Raw genomic sequence first — 15,843 nt, 5'->3', positions numbered from 1 at the left:
GCCTCTTCACTGAGGATTGCCTCGGTACGAGTGAGACCGCTAGATACATCCTCTGTATCTCGCACGGCGCTACTGACAGGTAGCGCGTAAGTCAGCGTGATTGACCGTGCGTGAGTTCCCTGTCCTGACCACGGCCGGTCAGAATGTATCATTTCCGAAGGATTTCAACAGAGCCGATGATTTGTATTGCTCGTTGATACCACCGAGTGCTGCGGAGCGATATATATCTCACTCAAGCGACCTGTACGAGCGTATAGTACTATTAGCAGCGGTTATGCCCGATGTTAGGATACACAGGTATGTATGGCGCCAAATGCCGATGAGTCGACCGGGATCTCACGTCGAAACACGCTCACGACGACCGGGGCCGCGCTTGCTGCGGCAACCGGTCTCGCGGGCTGTTTAGGTGGAAACGACGACGGGAGCAGCGCACAGTTCTCGCCTATCGCAGAGGATCTCACCGTTTGGCATGCGATGGGTGGAACGAACGGGGAGACCCTTGATCAGATCGCGGCAAACTTCGAAGAGCAGTCAGGGATTGGCGTGAACATGGAGTTTCAGGACTCCTATGAGAACGTCCTGACGAACACCCTCTCCGCGTTCGACTCTGGGAACGTCTCGGATATGCTGCAAGTAGACTCACTGTTCGCGCAACAAGTGTTCGACACAGATCAGGTACGGCCCGTCGAAGAAATTCTTCCAGACGACTTCGATGCCGACATCTTCCTCGATAACGTCGCCGAGTTTTTTACCGTTGACGGCGAGCTCGCTTCGCTTCCGTTCAACAACTCGAACGCGATCATGTACATCAACCGGGACGCCTTCGAGGAAGCGGGGCTCAACCCGGATGATCCGCCACGGACGCTGGCTGAGGTTCGCAGCGCATCGGAACAGCTCGTCGACCAAGACGTGACACAGTACGGGATCACTTGGCCGAACCACGTGTGGTTCGTCGAGACGTGGTACGGGTTCGAAGGTGAGCTACTGACAGACGCCGAGAACGGCCACGCCGGGGCACCGTCGGAGTTCCGGACTCCAGACGCGACCTACGACCTCTACGAGTGGTGGAAAGGCATGGCCGACGACGATCTTTACACGAACCCGGGAATCGAGGCGTGGGGTGAAGCAACCTCGCTGTTCATCGAACAGGAGGCCGCGATGGTGCTGACAAGCACTGCCTCGGTCTCTGGGCTCATTGCTGACTCTGAAGATTTCACCGTCGACGCCGCACCGTATCCGAGCATTAGCGACACTCGGGTCGGTCCCGTGATCGGCGGTGCCTCCTTCTACGTTCCTGACGGGCTCCCCGAGGAGCGATACACCGAGATCGGACAGCTACTCGAATACATGTCTCAGCCAGCGGTCCAAACCGAGTGGCACAAAGGATCGGGCTATTACCCGATTACGCAGCCGTCGGTCGACGCGCTTCGTGAGGAGGGCTGGTTCGAAGAGAACCCGATGTACAGTGTGGCTCTTGACCAACTCCAGAACGGCGACGCGAGCAACCCGGCAACGAAGCGGGCACTTCTCGGCCCAGCGCGGAACGTCCAAACAGTCATCCAGAATAAGTCGGTCGACATCCTGAACGCTGACGACATCGAGGCTGAGATTGAGGCGCTCAAAACGGAGGTCGACGACGTGTTGACCGAGTACTACAACTGACTGCGGAGCACACGCATGTCCACACGCGAAATTTTTGACAGCCGGATCGAGTCCGGGCTGCTGTTGTTACCAACGCTGCTCGTCTCGCTCGTCTTTCTGTACTACCCGACAGCACTCGCCATTCGCACGAGTTTCTTCGACTCGAGCTTCGGTCAAGGCGACGAGTTTGTCGGTCTCAAAAACTACGTCACCCTCCTGACCGACTCGGGGTATCACTCGAGTCTCCTGCTCTCAGTACTGTTTGCCGCCGTTGTGGTGGTCGGCGTCATCGCTGTCTCACTGTACCTTACGTTTCTTATCCATGAGGTTGACACGGGACAGGGGCTCTATCTGATTTCCGTGATCTGGCCGTACGCACTCCCACCCGCCGTCGGCGCACTCGTATTCCTGTTCATCGTGCATCCGACCCTCGGCGTGCTGACCGGCCCGATCGAAGCGCTCGGCGTCGACGTCGACTGGTTCAACAACGGCCCGCAAGCGTTCGTCGTCGTCGCGCTCGCAGCGATTTGGAAACAGATCGGATATAACGTGATCTTCATGATCGCAGCGATGAACAACGTCCCCAACACCTTGACCGAAACGGCAGAGCTCGACGGCGTCACCGGGCTGCGTCGGCTCGTCTCCGTGTACGTGCCGATCATGACGCCGACGTTATTTTTCCTCGTGATCATCAACACCATCTACGCGTTCTTCAGCACGTTCGCGTTCGTCGATCTGCTTACGAGCGGCGGCCCCTCGAACGCCACGAACATCCTGATCTTCGACCTGTATCAAGAGGGGTTCTCCTTCTTCAACTTCGGCGTTGCGTCCGCCAAGTCCGTCGTGTTGTTCCTGCTCGTTGGCGTGTTGATGTTCGTACAGTTCCGAGTGACGGACGAGTACTCCTACTACGGTGCCTAACATGGTTGAGCTACTCCAATACGCGAAACGGCGCGCCGATGCGCTCCGTGGCAATAGCGCGGCTGAAACCACGTACGACGCGAAACCGGGGACGCATCTCCAGCTGTGGCTGCTCGTCTTCGCAGTTGTGTTCCCGATTGCCGTTGCAGTGATCGTCAGCACCAAACAGACAGGTGTGGTCACGAGCCTCGGCGACCTGCTCCCGGGAAGCTACGCTGTCGAGAATTACCGCGAGGCGCTGGTCGATTATCAGTTCGGGCGCTTCATGTGGAACTCACTAGCGATGTCGCTCGTCATCGTCGTCGGGAAGCTCGTCGTGTCCGTGTTCGCAGCGATGGCGATCGTCTACTACCGCGTCCCGTACAAGGATCTCGTGTTCCTCTTTATTTTGTTTACCCTGTTGTTGCCGGTCCCAGTGAGGTTCATCCCACTGTTCCAATTGATGAACGATCTCGGCTGGAGTAACACCATCCTCGCAATCACCGTGCCGTACATCGCCAGCGCTACGACTGTGTTCATCTTGCGTCAGCACTTCCTCTCAATCCCAACCTCGATCGTCGAAACGGCGAAACTTGACGGCGTCGGTCCACTCCGGTTCATGCTGTTCGTGCTGTTGCCGATGTCGAAAGGCGTCCTCGTCGGCGTCTCGATTATCATGTTCGTCTACGCGTGGAACCAGTACCTCTGGCCGCTGATCATCATCGATTCGGAGGCGAATCAGGTCGCACAGGTCGGACTGCAACTTCTTCAAGGCGACGTACAAGGCGGACAGCTCTCATGGTCGCTCGTAATGGCCGGCTCAACGTTAACCCTGCTACCGCCGCTGCTGTTGATGATCGTGTTCCGCAAACCGCTGTTAGAGACGTTCAGTATCCAGCAAAAATAACCATGACAACCGTAACACTACAGAACCTGCACAAGGAGTTCGGCGACGTCGTCGCCGTCAACGGAATCGATCTCGAAATCAACCACGGGGAGTTCCTCGTGATCGTCGGGCCGAGCGGGTGCGGGAAGAGCACGACACTACGCTTACTCGCCGGTCTTGAATCGACAACTGACGGTCGGATAGAGATGGGTGGCCGGGATGTTACCACCGTTGAGCCAAAAGACCGGAACGTTGCGATGGTGTTCCAAAACTACGCGTTGTACCCGCATATGACCGGGCGACGAAACATCACCTTCGGAATGAAATCGAGCGGCGACTTTACCGACGAGGAAATCGACCGTCGAGTAACGGAGGCAGCCGATACCCTCGATATCGCTGATCTTCTCGACCGAAAGCCCGACGCGATGTCCGGTGGTGAACGGCAACGCGTGGCGCTCGGCCGCGCCATCGTCCGTGACCCGGATGCCTTCCTGATGGACGAACCGCTCAGTAACCTCGATGCAAAACTCCGGATCCAGATGCGTGCGGAACTAGCTCGTCTTCACTCCACGCTTGAGACAACGACAGTCTACGTCACCCACGACCAGACAGAAGCGATGACGCTTGGAGAGCGCGTCGTCGTCATGAATGATGGACAAATCATGCAGGTCGATGAGCCACAGGTCCTGTACGACTTCCCGGAGAATCGATTCGTTGCAGAGTTCATCGGTGACCCAGCAATGAACATGATCCCCGTTGATGTCAAAGACGGACGTGCTATCCACGAAACGTTTGACATTCCACTCCCGTCCGGAAACGGCCAGCCCAAGTCGAATCAGAATGGGGCAGGTGACGCACAGATCACCGACGGTCAGCGTGCGATCCTTGGTATCCGGCCGGAAGATCTCCACCTCTCGGACCCACAGACGAACGACGAGTTACCGACAATAGACGCGGAAGTGAACGTACGGGAGCCACTTGGAGACAGTCTTCTTCTGCACTGTTCAATTGGCAACACGTCTTGTAACATTCAGGCAGAGCCACGAATGCCGATCACTGCTGGCGAGACAGTATCGGTCACGTACGACCCCGCACGTCTCCATCTCTTCGATGCTGAAACGGGCGAAGCGTTCTATCACTCTGAGTTGCGACAATCCACCGACGAACAGGCACCATCCAAACTCACCACGTAACTGAAGAGTAGTAATCAAATCAGGAGCCGTGGTACCGTGACATCCGGTGCCACTATTCCCGAACATCAAAAGAATCGAGGAGCTCTTCCGCACCTACAAGCATATTGAACCCGACGATGAAGAGATAGTGATTAAGATTGGGACGCCCGCGACGCTTCCTACGATATCTTACAAGAGGGACACCAGAAATGGAGGGACCTCCAACAAGGGGAACAACAACGGAAAGGGTGGGTAAGAACAACTGAACGGCACGAGAGCAATCTTTCCTGCTTATTTTCGTTTAATATATAAACAAAAATATCGCTACTAAATGCTATTACAATAAGTTCTGGATGATTATATTTTAGGTATCATGTCTGAAATGTCAGGACAAGTGGTGACGAGTGGTGATCGTCAAGTGCGCCTCAGATGTTATCGAGATACCTTCGCCGCTGCTCCATCTTCTCACGTTGACTACGCCGGTCGTAGTGTTGGTCAAGCACTTTTGGCGTTACATTAGCGCGGTCACTAACCACATCGACCGGGACATTGTGATTGAGGTGATGGGTGATTCCGCCTCGACGTAGCGCGTGAGGGCTCACACTTGAGGGACAGTCGAAAGCAGCGGTATACGCTGTCGCCTCACAGCTCTCGACATCGCGCTCGTGAGGACATGCACCCGTCACGATACAAGGACGAGTTGCTCGGTAGCAATCTCCTCGAAGTGTCGTGCGGTGTGCGCGGCCCTTCGAAGTGGAGAGCAGCGGTCGGCGGTCGAACTCATCTGTTGTTTGGGGCCGCTTGTCGGCGATCCAGTCGTCAAGCAACTGGCACACGTCATTCGAGAGGGCGACGAGCCGTTCGCCGCTCTCGCCGTTCTTGATCGTGGTTCCTGTCTCCGGTCGGTGGACTACTGCGAGTGACTTGCTTTTCCGATCGTAGTCGTCAACATCAAGAGAGTGGACGGCGCCGATGCGCATCATCGTGTGCCACATTAAGGAGAGTGCGATGTGTGCTCGTGAGGCGTACTCGTACTTTGCGAGGTAGTCGAGGACCTCCTCAGCACGATTGGACTCAAGCATTACGTCGCGGACGTTTTGTCCGTCGCGAAGGACTGGAGACCGAACTTTTGTGTGGAGGTCGCGCTCGACGGCATCGATCGACTCAGCCCACTTCACAAACACGCGGAGTGTGTCCATCTGGGTCTTCTCCGTGGCGGGTGCGAGGTCACCGTCGCGACGCCGCCACAGGCGATACTCGTGAAGCAATCTCCCGGTGAGATCGTTCAGGTTGTCCAGCTCCTCCTCATCACACCAGCGGACGAAGTGACCGAGGCGGGAGCTGTGTGAGTACAGCGTTGCTTTAGCGACCTCCGTTTCGCGATCGGCGAGATACAGTTCTACTCCGGTTTCCGGGTCGAGTGGTTCGAGGCTCATGCTCTTGATGGCGCAAACCACGATCAGACCCCGATCTGAAACACCCGAAATCAGGCCGCACAGGACTGAAAGGACGATTCGTTACGAGCGTGAACGCGCGCCCGTCGCGCCCGTTACGTTTTCTGACGGGGCAAATTGACAGGACGGCGGCCGGGTGTATATAAGGCGAACCCCCAGTGACGGGTTTGAGTTCGTCACGCAGCGTGACGGGGGTCGTCGCCTTCGTGCGGTTCGTGAAATACACGTGACGGAGTCGAGGTAAAGTCCTTTGGGTGGTTGGCGGTTTCGTCGTGCTAGGCCAGTCTAGCTCGAGGTTTCACGATTAATCAGCCGCTCTCGTCGGGGGCCGGAATCGCGACGCTCCTTCGCCCTCTCTTTCTTTGATTTGATATTTAATACTGAAAATATATCTGTCTGGTGTCTGATAATCAACTAATGTATCGGTTCACCCCGGACGAAATCGATCACGAGCGAGCCCACCACCAAGCGGTCATTCAGGGAGCCGACGACTTGGATGTCAAGCGGATCGGAAACCTCGGCGAACTCGCGTTCGAGCAGTTCTGTCGCGAGTACCTCCCCGTCGAGATGTGGGAGTGGGAAAACGAGGAGGCGATCCGGCGGTGTAACTCCGAGAGCTTCTCCGGACACGACTTCGAGGTCTTCGGCTACACGGTTGACGTGAAATCCTCACGAGACGTCTCCGCATTTCTTCCCGAGTCGCTGGTCGAACGGGACCCCGACGACGACATCGTGGTGATGGTCTGGCACCGGGACAACGAGGATAGCCTGATGTTACTCGGCTGGGAGCGCCTCGAGACCCTGAAATCGAAGGTCAAAACGGAGAAAGAGTTCTCCGGGGACTCTCCGGAGAAACTCGACCACCTCGCGGCTCGACCGATGAACGAACTGATCGACCTCGGACCCAATACCGCTCACATGAACCAGAAGCCGGAGAATCCGTTCTCACCGGGAGATCGGGTGGTGAAATCCAGTGACTCGGAGCCGTCGGTGGGGATCGTCGTCGAGGTATTGCCGCCGGAGCAGAACACCGGAGCGTTCGGACACGAAATGGACGGGGAAGCCGTGCGGGTTGCTTTCCCGAGTTCGCTCGACGAGGGGCCCGGTGCGTGGCGCGACCACCACCCCGCGATCCTCGCGTCGTACTGTGACGACCAGGACATCAAGCTCTGGACGTACAAACACGAGAATCTCGCGTTCGCGGAGAACCCGTATGTGTCGGGGGATCAGGTAACCAAGACCAGCCATAACGATCCGAACACGGCCGTCGTGGTGGAAGACTCTGAGGAGCGTGGCGATGAAAACGTGACAGTCGCGTTCTTGGGTGATTTCGAGGAGGAGGACGTATCGCCGGGAGAGCTTGCGACGCACTGTGAGGAGAACGGGATCAAGCGCTACACGTACGGACACTCGGAACTCGAGTTCCGTATGGCGGATTAGGTAGCTATACCATCAACAGTCACGTCCGATTTCGTCACTGACTGTCGGCCCAGTAGTGGTTCTGTAGATCGTCCAGGTTATTCAGAGTGAATCGCGTACGATATCGTCGAGTTCTAGCAGCACCTGCTCGGGAACGAACTGCTCGAAGCGCACGCGACCATCGGGGAACCCGATCGTGACTCGCGGACGAAAACGTTCGCCAGATGACGGCGGTCGGACATCGCCGGAGATAGCCACGATCCCAGTCGCCTCGTCGAGTTCCGTGTCGTTCCGTTGGAGTAAGTCACTCACGACCGTGTCGGTCCGGACATCAGTGTGACTCCCACGTCCGGATTCCTCTGGTCGGATCTCGATTTCCGATGAGGAAACACGACTCCCCGTGGTCAGAAGTCGAACCGACGAGTAGCCAACCACACAGGCGTCCTCGAATCGGCCGCGAAAGCCGCCGTCGAGAAATGAGAGCCGGCTCGCGGCGTCCAGTCCAAGGAAGTCCACCACTGCTCGCAGAGTCGCGTCTGCAGTTTCGTTATCGGGTGCACGTACCGCAAGGACTGGTGTCCGTGGCTCGAACGTGGCCACTGTCGTCGTCCGGTCCTCGTCGGAGATCGTCAGCTGCGTCTGTGTCCCGGTATCGGGGACGTCGCAAACGACGTAGACGCGGTCGTGGTCTCTGACCGCCGTCTGTATCTCGGGGCCATACGCGCCCGAGGAACTGACATCTCCAGCCCGGCCAGTCGCACCGTCAGGTGACACTTGCTGAAGTCCATCGACGTGGAAGTAGTGGAGCGTCCGGGCGCCCGCAAACCGGAGCTGTGAGGCCACCCGACGGAGTTCGATCCGTGAGAGTTCGTCGAGCGTTTCGGGAAAGCTCCGGTCGTCGACGTCGACAGAGAGGTCAGCTGCCTGGAGGACGCGACGGCGGGCGGCTTGTGAGGAGAGACCGCGGACGAGATCCGTCGGCGATGCATCGTTTTGCGTCGGGTCAATTGGGAGATCCACGTATCGAGAACACTACCCCGTTGATGATACCTCCATGCGTCGCCGGGATAGCAATTTCGGAGACGAGGCAAAGATCGGAGGTGCGTGTTGACCTCTCAGGCGAGGGGTTCGATCCGTTGTGTAACTGCCCGTACGACGGACCGGAGGCGTGTAAGCACATCGTCGCCGTGTTGCTTCGGTGTATCGACGACTGTCCTCCGGACGAGGGCGATCAACTCGACGCCGCACTCGAGGCGGCCGACGCCGACGACCTCCGGGAGTTCCTCCGTGAGACGCTGGCGACTGACGCTTCCGCCCGCGAACGCTTCTTCGCCCGTTTCGGTGAGTCGTCGACGCGGTCGGTCGCCGACCTGCGCGCTGCGATCGACCGGCAGTTCGAGGAGACGAATCTCGACTACTTCGTCGTCTTCGAACCCATCGACTTCTCGGAATGGTTCGACCTCGCGAGCGAGTATCGCGATCAGGGACGGTACGCGTCGGCAGCGGCAGTGTATCGTGCCCTCGTCGAATCGCTCGACGAGAATATGGAGCGCGTTGATGGGGCGTACGACCACTTCTCGCAGGGGTTCACGCGAGCACTCGACGGGTACGTCGACTGCGTGGCGGCAGGGGATATCGACGCTGACGAGATCGCCGACGCCGTCGCGTTCCTCGAAGACCGGGCTGCATCCGGAACGTCGTTTCTCGCCGAGCACTTCGAGCGCGCAGCGACGGAGTTGGAGGAAACGCTCACTGAGCGGCGAGAATAATTCTCCACTATCTCGCGTTACCCACGGTTCAGTCGTTCATTTTCTAAGTGCGGCGACGGTGTCGTCGATCGTATAAAGGCGTACATCGTCACGCTCGACAGCGGCTTCGTGGACGCTATCCGTAAACCCGCTCCGGGAGAACAGCGCGTATTCGACGGTCCGCGTGCCGCCGCCCGACGGCTGCCAGCGGAGTTCCTCGACGTGCGTCTCCAGTGACGCCAGCGCGCCGTAGTCGAGAGGCGATTCCTGATACTTACACTCGCCGACGACGAGCGTGTCCTCGTCGGTGAGTCCGACGACGTCAATCTCGTGGTCCTGATACCACCACTGTCCGACATCGACGATCGGCGTCTCATCGTACAGCGTCCACAGGGCCTCACAACACAGTTGCTCGAAGGCGGGGGCGACGAAGTCGGCCATCTCCGGTTCGACGAGTCGTTCGTAGGCCTCGTCTCCGAACTGGTCATAGCGATCCGAGCTCCCGTACAGGAATCGGAACCAGAACCGGAAGAGCGGGTCACGAAGCCGATACTGGCTTCGTTTAGATCGTTCGGGCTTCTCAGTCACCGGCACGTGTCGTTCGATGAGCCGGAGCCGCGAGAGCCGGTCCAAATACGTCGATAGCTGGTTGTAATCGATACCGGTCACGCCGGCGATCTCGTTGCGGCCGGTCGCCCCGCCGGCGATCGCTTCGAGGATCGAGAAGTAGCGCGTCGGCTCCGTCAGTTCCATCCGGAGGACGTGCTCCGGCTCGTTGCGGAGCGAGCCGTGACGAGTCAGCACCGTTTGCTGGATGTTCTCGCCGAGCGACCGATCGGCGTCGAGTTCCTCGAGGTAGTAGGGAACGCCACCGAACACACTCAACGCCCGTACGGCCTCGTCCGCCGTCGCATCGTCCGGGAGAAACTCCGTCGCGGCGTCGAACGAGAGTTCACGGATGTCGAGCGTGAGGGAGGTTCGCCCGTATAGCGGGCTGTCTCCGAACAGCGTCGCTTCCTCCATCATGCTGATCGACGACCCGACGAGAACGAACGTCGTCTCCGACTCATCGAACTCGTGGTCGAACAACGCCTGTAAGACCGACGGAAGACTCTCGTCCTGCTCGATCAGGTACGGAAACTCGTCGAGGACGACGATCGCATGCTGGTCGGCCAGATATCTGAACAGCCGCTCCCAATCGGGACGAATGTCTTCGATACCAGGGAACGTGTCAGCCGCAGCTTCGACAAACTGTTCCAGCTGGAGCTCTCGTGTCTTCTGTCGTGCTTGGTAGAAGACCGCGTTCTCTCGTCCCTCAAGTGCCTTCTTGACGAGTCTCGTCTTTCCCAGTCGTCGCCGTCCGTATACGACGGCGAGATCCGCGTTCTCCGAGTCGAAAAGGCCGTGAAGCCGATCTAACTCCTCCGAGCGGTTCACGAAGTCTGTCATGGCGCTGAATTAGTGAGTGTCGAATAAAAATATTCTGAATAATCATATTCCGAATAATCATATTCTGGAATATATAGAGATATCATCTATTGAGGATCCAACCAAAGAAAATTAGAATAGCTCCGAGAACAAACAGATACGTTGGAAAGTCATCAGAAATAATACCTTTCGTCTCAAATCCCGAAACGGTTTATAAAAAGTTTGCCTCATTTGAGGAAATATGACAACGAATGGTTAATTCTGGATGATATCAAACTCCATATACGATGGGGAGTTGTAGGAGTTCAACAGAGTCTCTTGGTTATAAACGAGATCTTGGATTAGCGAAACAATGCCGGTACAAACTTACCCGTAAATTCGGTTGAGCAGAATAGGGTCCGCGTTAACATCGATACATTCGATTGTCTCGCCGGACGCACTGAGTTTCGCACAATTCTCGGAGACCAGAATGTCGATGGCATCGTTGATGTGTGCCCTAATCTTGGAGCCGGTACGCTGATAGCCGTAGAGACGGGCGATTTCGAGTACGAGATCCTCACGTGTCATCCGGGTACCTGCTTCGAGTATCAGATGGCCTGCCCGTGCGAGCTCTTCGAGAGGAATCTCATCAGCAGACCGACTCGCAGTCCCCGTGTTAGTTCGGAGTGTAATCGTGTCGGGGCGCTCACCGGGCCACATAAAGCCGTCGTGAAGACACACCGCATCCCGTCGATTTTGCTTGCGCGCTGTCTTGTTGAGTGACTGGCGGATATTCTTCCCGAGACGGGTGATATTCCACCGACTAATGGCGGTTCGGAATATGATATCTCGTTTTTCAGGCCCGAATTCGTCGACGACGTTCACAAGCGTCGACGCAACGCGACGCGTCGACACCTCGTCGAAGGACTTGTCACGGCGCGTCGTAACCTGTGGTTCCTGCCAGTCAGTAGTGTATTCTTGTATACCACTTCGTTCGTCTTCGGGGATGGCGTCGACAGTGATCTCCGTTACTTCCGTCGAGACGCCACCATCAGCGACGGGACTATCCGCAATAAGTTTCTCGACCTTCGATTCGATGGCTTCGATTTCGCGGCCCTTGTTCGAGGCCCAATCAGGCGACCAGATGCGGTGAATCGTCCATCCGAGATCCTCTAGCACGGCCTGGCGCGTCCGGTCTCTGTCACGGGCAGTTTTCGAGGAATGGTAGGCGGCGCCATCACACTCGATTCCGAGAACGTACTTGCCCGGTTTGTCCGGATGCCTGATTGCGAGGTCAATGCTGTATCCGGAGCTTTGGACCTGTGTCGAGACATCTAAGCCGCGATTCTCCAGTGCTGTGTAGACGGCCTCCTCGAACTCGGAGTCGAACTGGAGGAACTGTGCCTCTGAGTCCGAGCGAGTCAATGCGTCTTCGCCGTGCTTTGCGTACTCGAGATAGTGTTTGAAGTCCTCAACACCGCCCTTGTCCGTGCGCTGGAGATCGATATCGCCCGGCTGAAGCGAGGAGACCACTTGGATATGCTCTTTGGCACGCGTCACGGCTACGTTCAGTCGTCGTGCGCCGCCCGTCTGATTGAGTGGACCGAAGTTCATCGAGATTTTACCGGCCTCATCCGGCCCGTAGCCAACGCTGAAGATGAGCGCATCCCGCTCGTCTCCCTGGACGTTCTCTAGTGGTTTCACGAAGAAGCCCTCGAGGGCGTCATCCTCCGAGACGAATGCATCCAACTCGGGATCTTGGCCACGCGCTTCCTCGATAGTATCTCGAATGGCCTGCGCTTGTGCGGAACTGAACGCAACGACACCAAGGCTCTTATTGGGCCGTTCTTGCAGGTGCTCGCGCACTAATTCGAGGACGCGGTCCGCCTCTGGTTGGTTCGTACTTGACCCACCTCGATCGTAGAGGCCATCCTCGACGTAGACGAAATCAACGCCCATCGCGTCGTCGGCGTTGTTATCCGGGAACGTCCGAAGTGCGCCGTTGTAGTATTTTGCGTTGGAGAATTCGATAAGCTCGTTCGTCCTGCTGCGGTAGTGCCAGAGCAACCGCTTCTCGGGAAGAACCGTTGAGGCCTCATCCAAAATGCTCTCGAGGTCCTCGCGTACGCCTTCGGCGGTTTCGACATCCGCTTGGAAGAATGATGTCGGAGGAAGCTGTTTGCTGTCGCCCGCGATGATAACCTGCTCACCGCGGATAATACTGCTAATGGCGTCCTGGGGCATGATTTGAGACGCCTCGTCGAAGATGACCGTATCGAACTCTATCGAGCCATGTCGCACGTACTGGGCAACCGAGAGGGGGCTCATCATGAAACAGGGCTTGAGTGTCGTAATGAGCGTCGACACCTCATCGAAGAGTTCGCGTAGCGGCATGTGCTTACGGCTCTTCTGGACTTCGCGACGCAGGGTTACCTGTTCGGAGCTACTCGCATGCTTGAGTTCCGTTTGCGGGCGTCGATTCGTGACGCGATGTTGAATCTCGGCTTTTGCGTACTCGCGCTGCTGTTGGTCGAGATGCCGGAACTCCTCGAGTAAATCGTTGTACTCTGTCGCACTGAACGAGTCGAAGCCGGTGTCAGAGTACACCTCGTTGAGCCACTCCGTGTAGAAGTTTCGCTTGAAGGTGTCGATGAGCGTCTCGGCCGCGTGACCTTCCGCGAGGTACCGCTCGAGGAACCCTCCCGCTGAACTCTCCAGAATGTCGTCTCGTGTGTCTTGATATTGAATCCACGACTGTAGTTCTTCGATAGCATCGTATCGAGTGGTAAGCCAGGATTCGACCGCATCCATGACTGCCGTTTCGATATCGGCTTCGTTAATCGAAACCGCGTCGAGATCGAAGATATCCGCGAGGTCGTTTCTCGCTGTCTCCCAGTCAGCAAGAACCCCATTGAGGCGCGTCGCAAGCGCCGCTGTCTCGTCGGCATCGCGTTCGAGGACTAACTCGCCTAGGATGTCCGTATCTACAAGATCGTTGGCTGCGACGGCAGCCATCCACGTTTGGGTATCTAGTACTGTCTCCCAATCCGTTGTCGGCCCATCGTAGAGATGACCAAGTTGGGCCATCATCGCATCGTACTCCTCAAGTTCGTCTTCAAGGGTATCGATGCGCATCAACGCCTTCGTGTCCGAACGAAGTCCCTCGATACCTGGTTGGTAGCCATCAACTGCGTGAGAGAGAATGCGCTTTTTGAGCCGACGATACGAGGGACTCACGTATCGGAGTATACCATAACCACTCAACTCGCCGTGGAGTTCGGTGGCATCCGTACTAAAGATCGATTCCTCGTAATGTTCAGAGAGGTCACTTCTCTTCTCGGTGAGTTCACGGCTCTTCGTCGCGAGGGACTGAAGACGATCGTCACGCGCGTAGAAATCTCGTTCAAGATGTTCTGGCGTCAGGGACACGTCCGGCCTGTCTCCAAGTAACGTAACGAGATCATCAGCCGCACGCAGGTCCGCTATTGAGGACAGCGACGTGTCGAGAAACGATTCAGCGGCCTCCCGTGTGCGTTTCAGGTCCGTAAGCGTCGTAATAGCTTCCGAGATCGTCGCCTCAACTGAGTCGGCGGTGTCAATCTGCCAGCGTGAGATAGCGGCGTGCTGCCAAGGATGGTTCCCATCACGGTTGAACTCGTCTTCGTAGGATGCAAGCGATGCGAGTTGCTCTTCAATCGCCTGGATGTCCGATGGACTGTACCCAGTTGGCTGCCCAAACAAGGCATCGATGCGCGGGCAGTCATCGCGTTTGGAGACGATCCCGAATGCTTCATACGGTGTTATGTCTTGTCCCTCAGGTTGGTAGAACAGCTTGTCCTTATACTGATTGAGCGTTCGTCTCGTTGTTTCCAATTTGTTGACGACGCTATCCCGCTCACGCGGGTGTTGGAGTGGATCGGCATTGAGCTCGCGACCGAGGTCTTCGAGAACCTGTTTCTTGCTCGCTTTCTCTCCGTGGGCCTCCAAACAGAAACGCCCGAGATCATTATCGTCTAAGCGATCTTTGACGACGTCGAGTGCGGCCTGTTTCTCGCTGACGAACAGGACCGTCTCGTCGGCCGCCATCTTCTCCGCGATGATATTCGAAATTGTCTGACTCTTGCCTGTCCCCGGTGGACCCTGAAGGACGAAACTCACGCCGCGCTTGGCTGCTTCGATAGCCTCTTGCTGGCTCGAATCGGCGTCCAGAACCTGATACGTATCGGTAGGGGACACCTGTTCATCGAGTTCCTCCGCACTCGGTGTGGCGGCAGGCTCGGGCAACGCGTCGGGATTACCGTTAATCGCTTCGACTAATGGGTCGTCTTTGATCGCCTCCCGATTTTCTTCGAGGTCAGCGTAGAGACCGAACTTCGAGAAATCGAAGATACCCAGTATCACTTCGGGCGCGATACGCCAGCGATCAAAGCCACTGATGATATCATCAATGTACGCGAACGCCGTTTCGAGCTCGTCGAGCGAGAAGGTCTCATCCGGTGCAAGGTGAATGCCGCGTTCCGCGCTCAGTAGCTTCCGGAGCGCGGGATTGATTTGTACATCGGCATCCTCGCTTGTGATCTCGTAGTCGTGGCGGTCGGCGTTTCGGTTCGTCTCTTCTTCGAGCGTGACTTGGACGAGAAAGAGCGGCGTACGGAGCTCTGAGTCGCTATGATCGACATCGTACCATCGGAGTGTCCCGAACGCGATGAACAGCGAGTCAACGCCTCGTTCGCGGAGGAAGCGTTTCTCCCGTAGGCGAATGTTGTTGAGTGAATTCTCTGTCGTGCCGTTCGCCCGGATAGACGCCACCTCATCCGCAGCTAGCGTGTCCGGGTCTGCGGGTGAGCCACCCTCTTCGTCTTGAGCTGAACGGCGAATATAGAGGGGTTCACGGTCGAAGATCGTGCTCGCAACTGTGAGTGGGTCAGCACGATGGAAAGGAAGTGACTTCGTTTTCGTGGCCGAGAAATTAACGAGATTGCTCCGCCGCGTCAGATCTAGGAGTTGTTCCTTCCAACTGTTGATTTTCTTATCTAGAGGGTTGGACGCCGCTCCGATCTCGTCCGTTGTGGTTACGTTCTGATCGGTCGCACTCTCAATGGCGTCAGTATCGAGAGTAGTATCCCACATCGGGGCTATGATATGGCTTCCTGTGGCCGTCTCCGACTTGGATGGGGTATCGTTGGCTTCCTTCTCCGGAGTGCTGTGTTGAATAG

Annotated in this window: 10 protein-coding genes; 6 read left to right on the top strand and 4 right to left on the bottom strand. The window is 56.9% G+C overall.

What is annotated here, in order from left to right:
* The first annotated feature begins 474 nt into the window (after nucleotides 1-474).
* The 4 genes from DJ69_RS03915 to DJ69_RS03900 are packed head-to-tail and all read left to right on the top strand — an operon-like array spanning nucleotide 475 to nucleotide 4,620.
* Nucleotides 475-1,662 carry an ABC transporter substrate-binding protein gene (locus tag DJ69_RS03915; protein ID WP_099254438.1) on the top strand — a complete coding sequence of 396 codons (1,188 nt, stop codon included), beginning with the start codon at nucleotides 475-477 and terminating at the stop codon, nucleotides 1,660-1,662.
* Nucleotides 1,663-1,677: 15 nt separating this feature from the next.
* Nucleotides 1,678-2,562 (top strand): carbohydrate ABC transporter permease, encoded by an 885-nt coding sequence (locus DJ69_RS03910; protein WP_099254390.1) that lies wholly within the window; start codon nucleotides 1,678-1,680, stop codon nucleotides 2,560-2,562.
* 1 nt (nucleotide 2,563) lies between these two features.
* Nucleotides 2,564-3,448, top strand: a complete 885-nt coding sequence (locus DJ69_RS03905; protein ID WP_099254389.1) for a carbohydrate ABC transporter permease — start codon at nucleotides 2,564-2,566, stop codon at nucleotides 3,446-3,448.
* A 2-nt stretch (nucleotides 3,449-3,450) separates the two neighbouring features.
* Nucleotides 3,451-4,620: an ABC transporter ATP-binding protein gene (locus DJ69_RS03900; RefSeq protein ID WP_099254388.1), complete on the top strand. Its 1,170-nt coding sequence runs from the start codon at nucleotides 3,451-3,453 to the stop codon at nucleotides 4,618-4,620.
* Between the two features lie 404 nt (nucleotides 4,621-5,024).
* On the opposite strand, the gene DJ69_RS03895 is transcribed toward DJ69_RS03900, so the two are convergent.
* Nucleotides 5,025-6,035, bottom strand: coding sequence for a tyrosine-type recombinase/integrase (locus DJ69_RS03895; protein ID WP_099254437.1), 1,011 nt, complete (start codon nucleotides 6,033-6,035; stop codon nucleotides 5,025-5,027).
* Nucleotides 6,036-6,470: 435 nt separating this feature from the next.
* Here DJ69_RS03895 and DJ69_RS03890 point away from each other — a divergent pair, with 435 nt between their 5' ends.
* Nucleotides 6,471-7,493, top strand: coding sequence for a hypothetical protein (locus tag DJ69_RS03890; RefSeq protein ID WP_099254387.1), 1,023 nt, complete (start codon nucleotides 6,471-6,473; stop codon nucleotides 7,491-7,493).
* A gap of 81 nt (nucleotides 7,494-7,574) precedes the next feature.
* Here DJ69_RS03890 and DJ69_RS03885 read toward each other — a convergent pair whose 3' ends face one another.
* Complete coding sequence (locus DJ69_RS03885; RefSeq protein ID WP_099254386.1) at nucleotides 7,575-8,492, bottom strand: hypothetical protein; 918 nt, start codon at nucleotides 8,490-8,492, stop codon at nucleotides 7,575-7,577.
* 23 nt (nucleotides 8,493-8,515) lie between these two features.
* On the opposite strand from DJ69_RS03885, the gene DJ69_RS03880 reads away from it, so the two are divergent.
* Nucleotides 8,516-9,241, top strand: coding sequence for an SWIM zinc finger family protein (locus tag DJ69_RS03880; RefSeq protein ID WP_245851477.1), 726 nt, complete (start codon nucleotides 8,516-8,518; stop codon nucleotides 9,239-9,241).
* A 36-nt stretch (nucleotides 9,242-9,277) separates the two neighbouring features.
* Here the strand turns inward: DJ69_RS03880 and DJ69_RS03875 are convergent, their stop codons facing one another.
* Together DJ69_RS03875 and DJ69_RS03870 are read right to left on the bottom strand one after the other, a co-directional pair.
* Nucleotides 9,278-10,669 (bottom strand): ATP-binding protein, encoded by a 1,392-nt coding sequence (locus DJ69_RS03875; RefSeq protein ID WP_099254384.1) that lies wholly within the window; start codon nucleotides 10,667-10,669, stop codon nucleotides 9,278-9,280.
* Nucleotides 10,670-11,014: 345 nt separating this feature from the next.
* On the bottom strand, nucleotides 11,015-15,757 hold the full coding sequence (locus DJ69_RS03870) for a DUF4011 domain-containing protein (RefSeq protein ID WP_218962297.1): 4,743 nt from the start codon (nucleotides 15,755-15,757) through the stop codon (nucleotides 11,015-11,017).
* Nucleotides 15,758-15,843 lie beyond the last annotated feature (86 nt).

Source organism: Halorubrum persicum (assembly GCF_002727125.1).
GTDB lineage: Archaea > Halobacteriota > Halobacteria > Halobacteriales > Haloferacaceae > Halorubrum > Halorubrum persicum.
The sequence above is the reverse complement of the archived record's forward strand: the minus strand, read 5'-3'. Positions and strand labels throughout refer to the sequence as shown.

Bases quoted from the DNA above. Each gene is read 5' to 3' on its own strand.
- DJ69_RS03900 (WP_099254388.1), top strand. From the start codon at position 3,451: ATGACAACCGTAACACTACAGAACCTGCACAAGGAGTTCGGCGACGTC.
- DJ69_RS03890 (WP_099254387.1), top strand. From the start codon at position 6,471: ATGTATCGGTTCACCCCGGACGAAATCGATCACGAGCGAGCCCACCAC.
- DJ69_RS03905 (WP_099254389.1), top strand. From the start codon at position 2,564: ATGGTTGAGCTACTCCAATACGCGAAACGGCGCGCCGATGCGCTCCGT.
- DJ69_RS03895 (WP_099254437.1), bottom strand. From the start codon at position 6,035: ATGAGCCTCGAACCACTCGACCCGGAAACCGGAGTAGAACTGTATCTC.
- DJ69_RS03880 (WP_245851477.1), top strand. From the start codon at position 8,516: ATGATACCTCCATGCGTCGCCGGGATAGCAATTTCGGAGACGAGGCAA.
- DJ69_RS03875 (WP_099254384.1), bottom strand. From the start codon at position 10,669: ATGACAGACTTCGTGAACCGCTCGGAGGAGTTAGATCGGCTTCACGGC.
- DJ69_RS03870 (WP_218962297.1), bottom strand. From the start codon at position 15,757: ATGTGGGATACTACTCTCGATACTGACGCCATTGAGAGTGCGACCGAT.
- DJ69_RS03915 (WP_099254438.1), top strand. From the start codon at position 475: ATGGGTGGAACGAACGGGGAGACCCTTGATCAGATCGCGGCAAACTTC.
- DJ69_RS03910 (WP_099254390.1), top strand. From the start codon at position 1,678: ATGTCCACACGCGAAATTTTTGACAGCCGGATCGAGTCCGGGCTGCTG.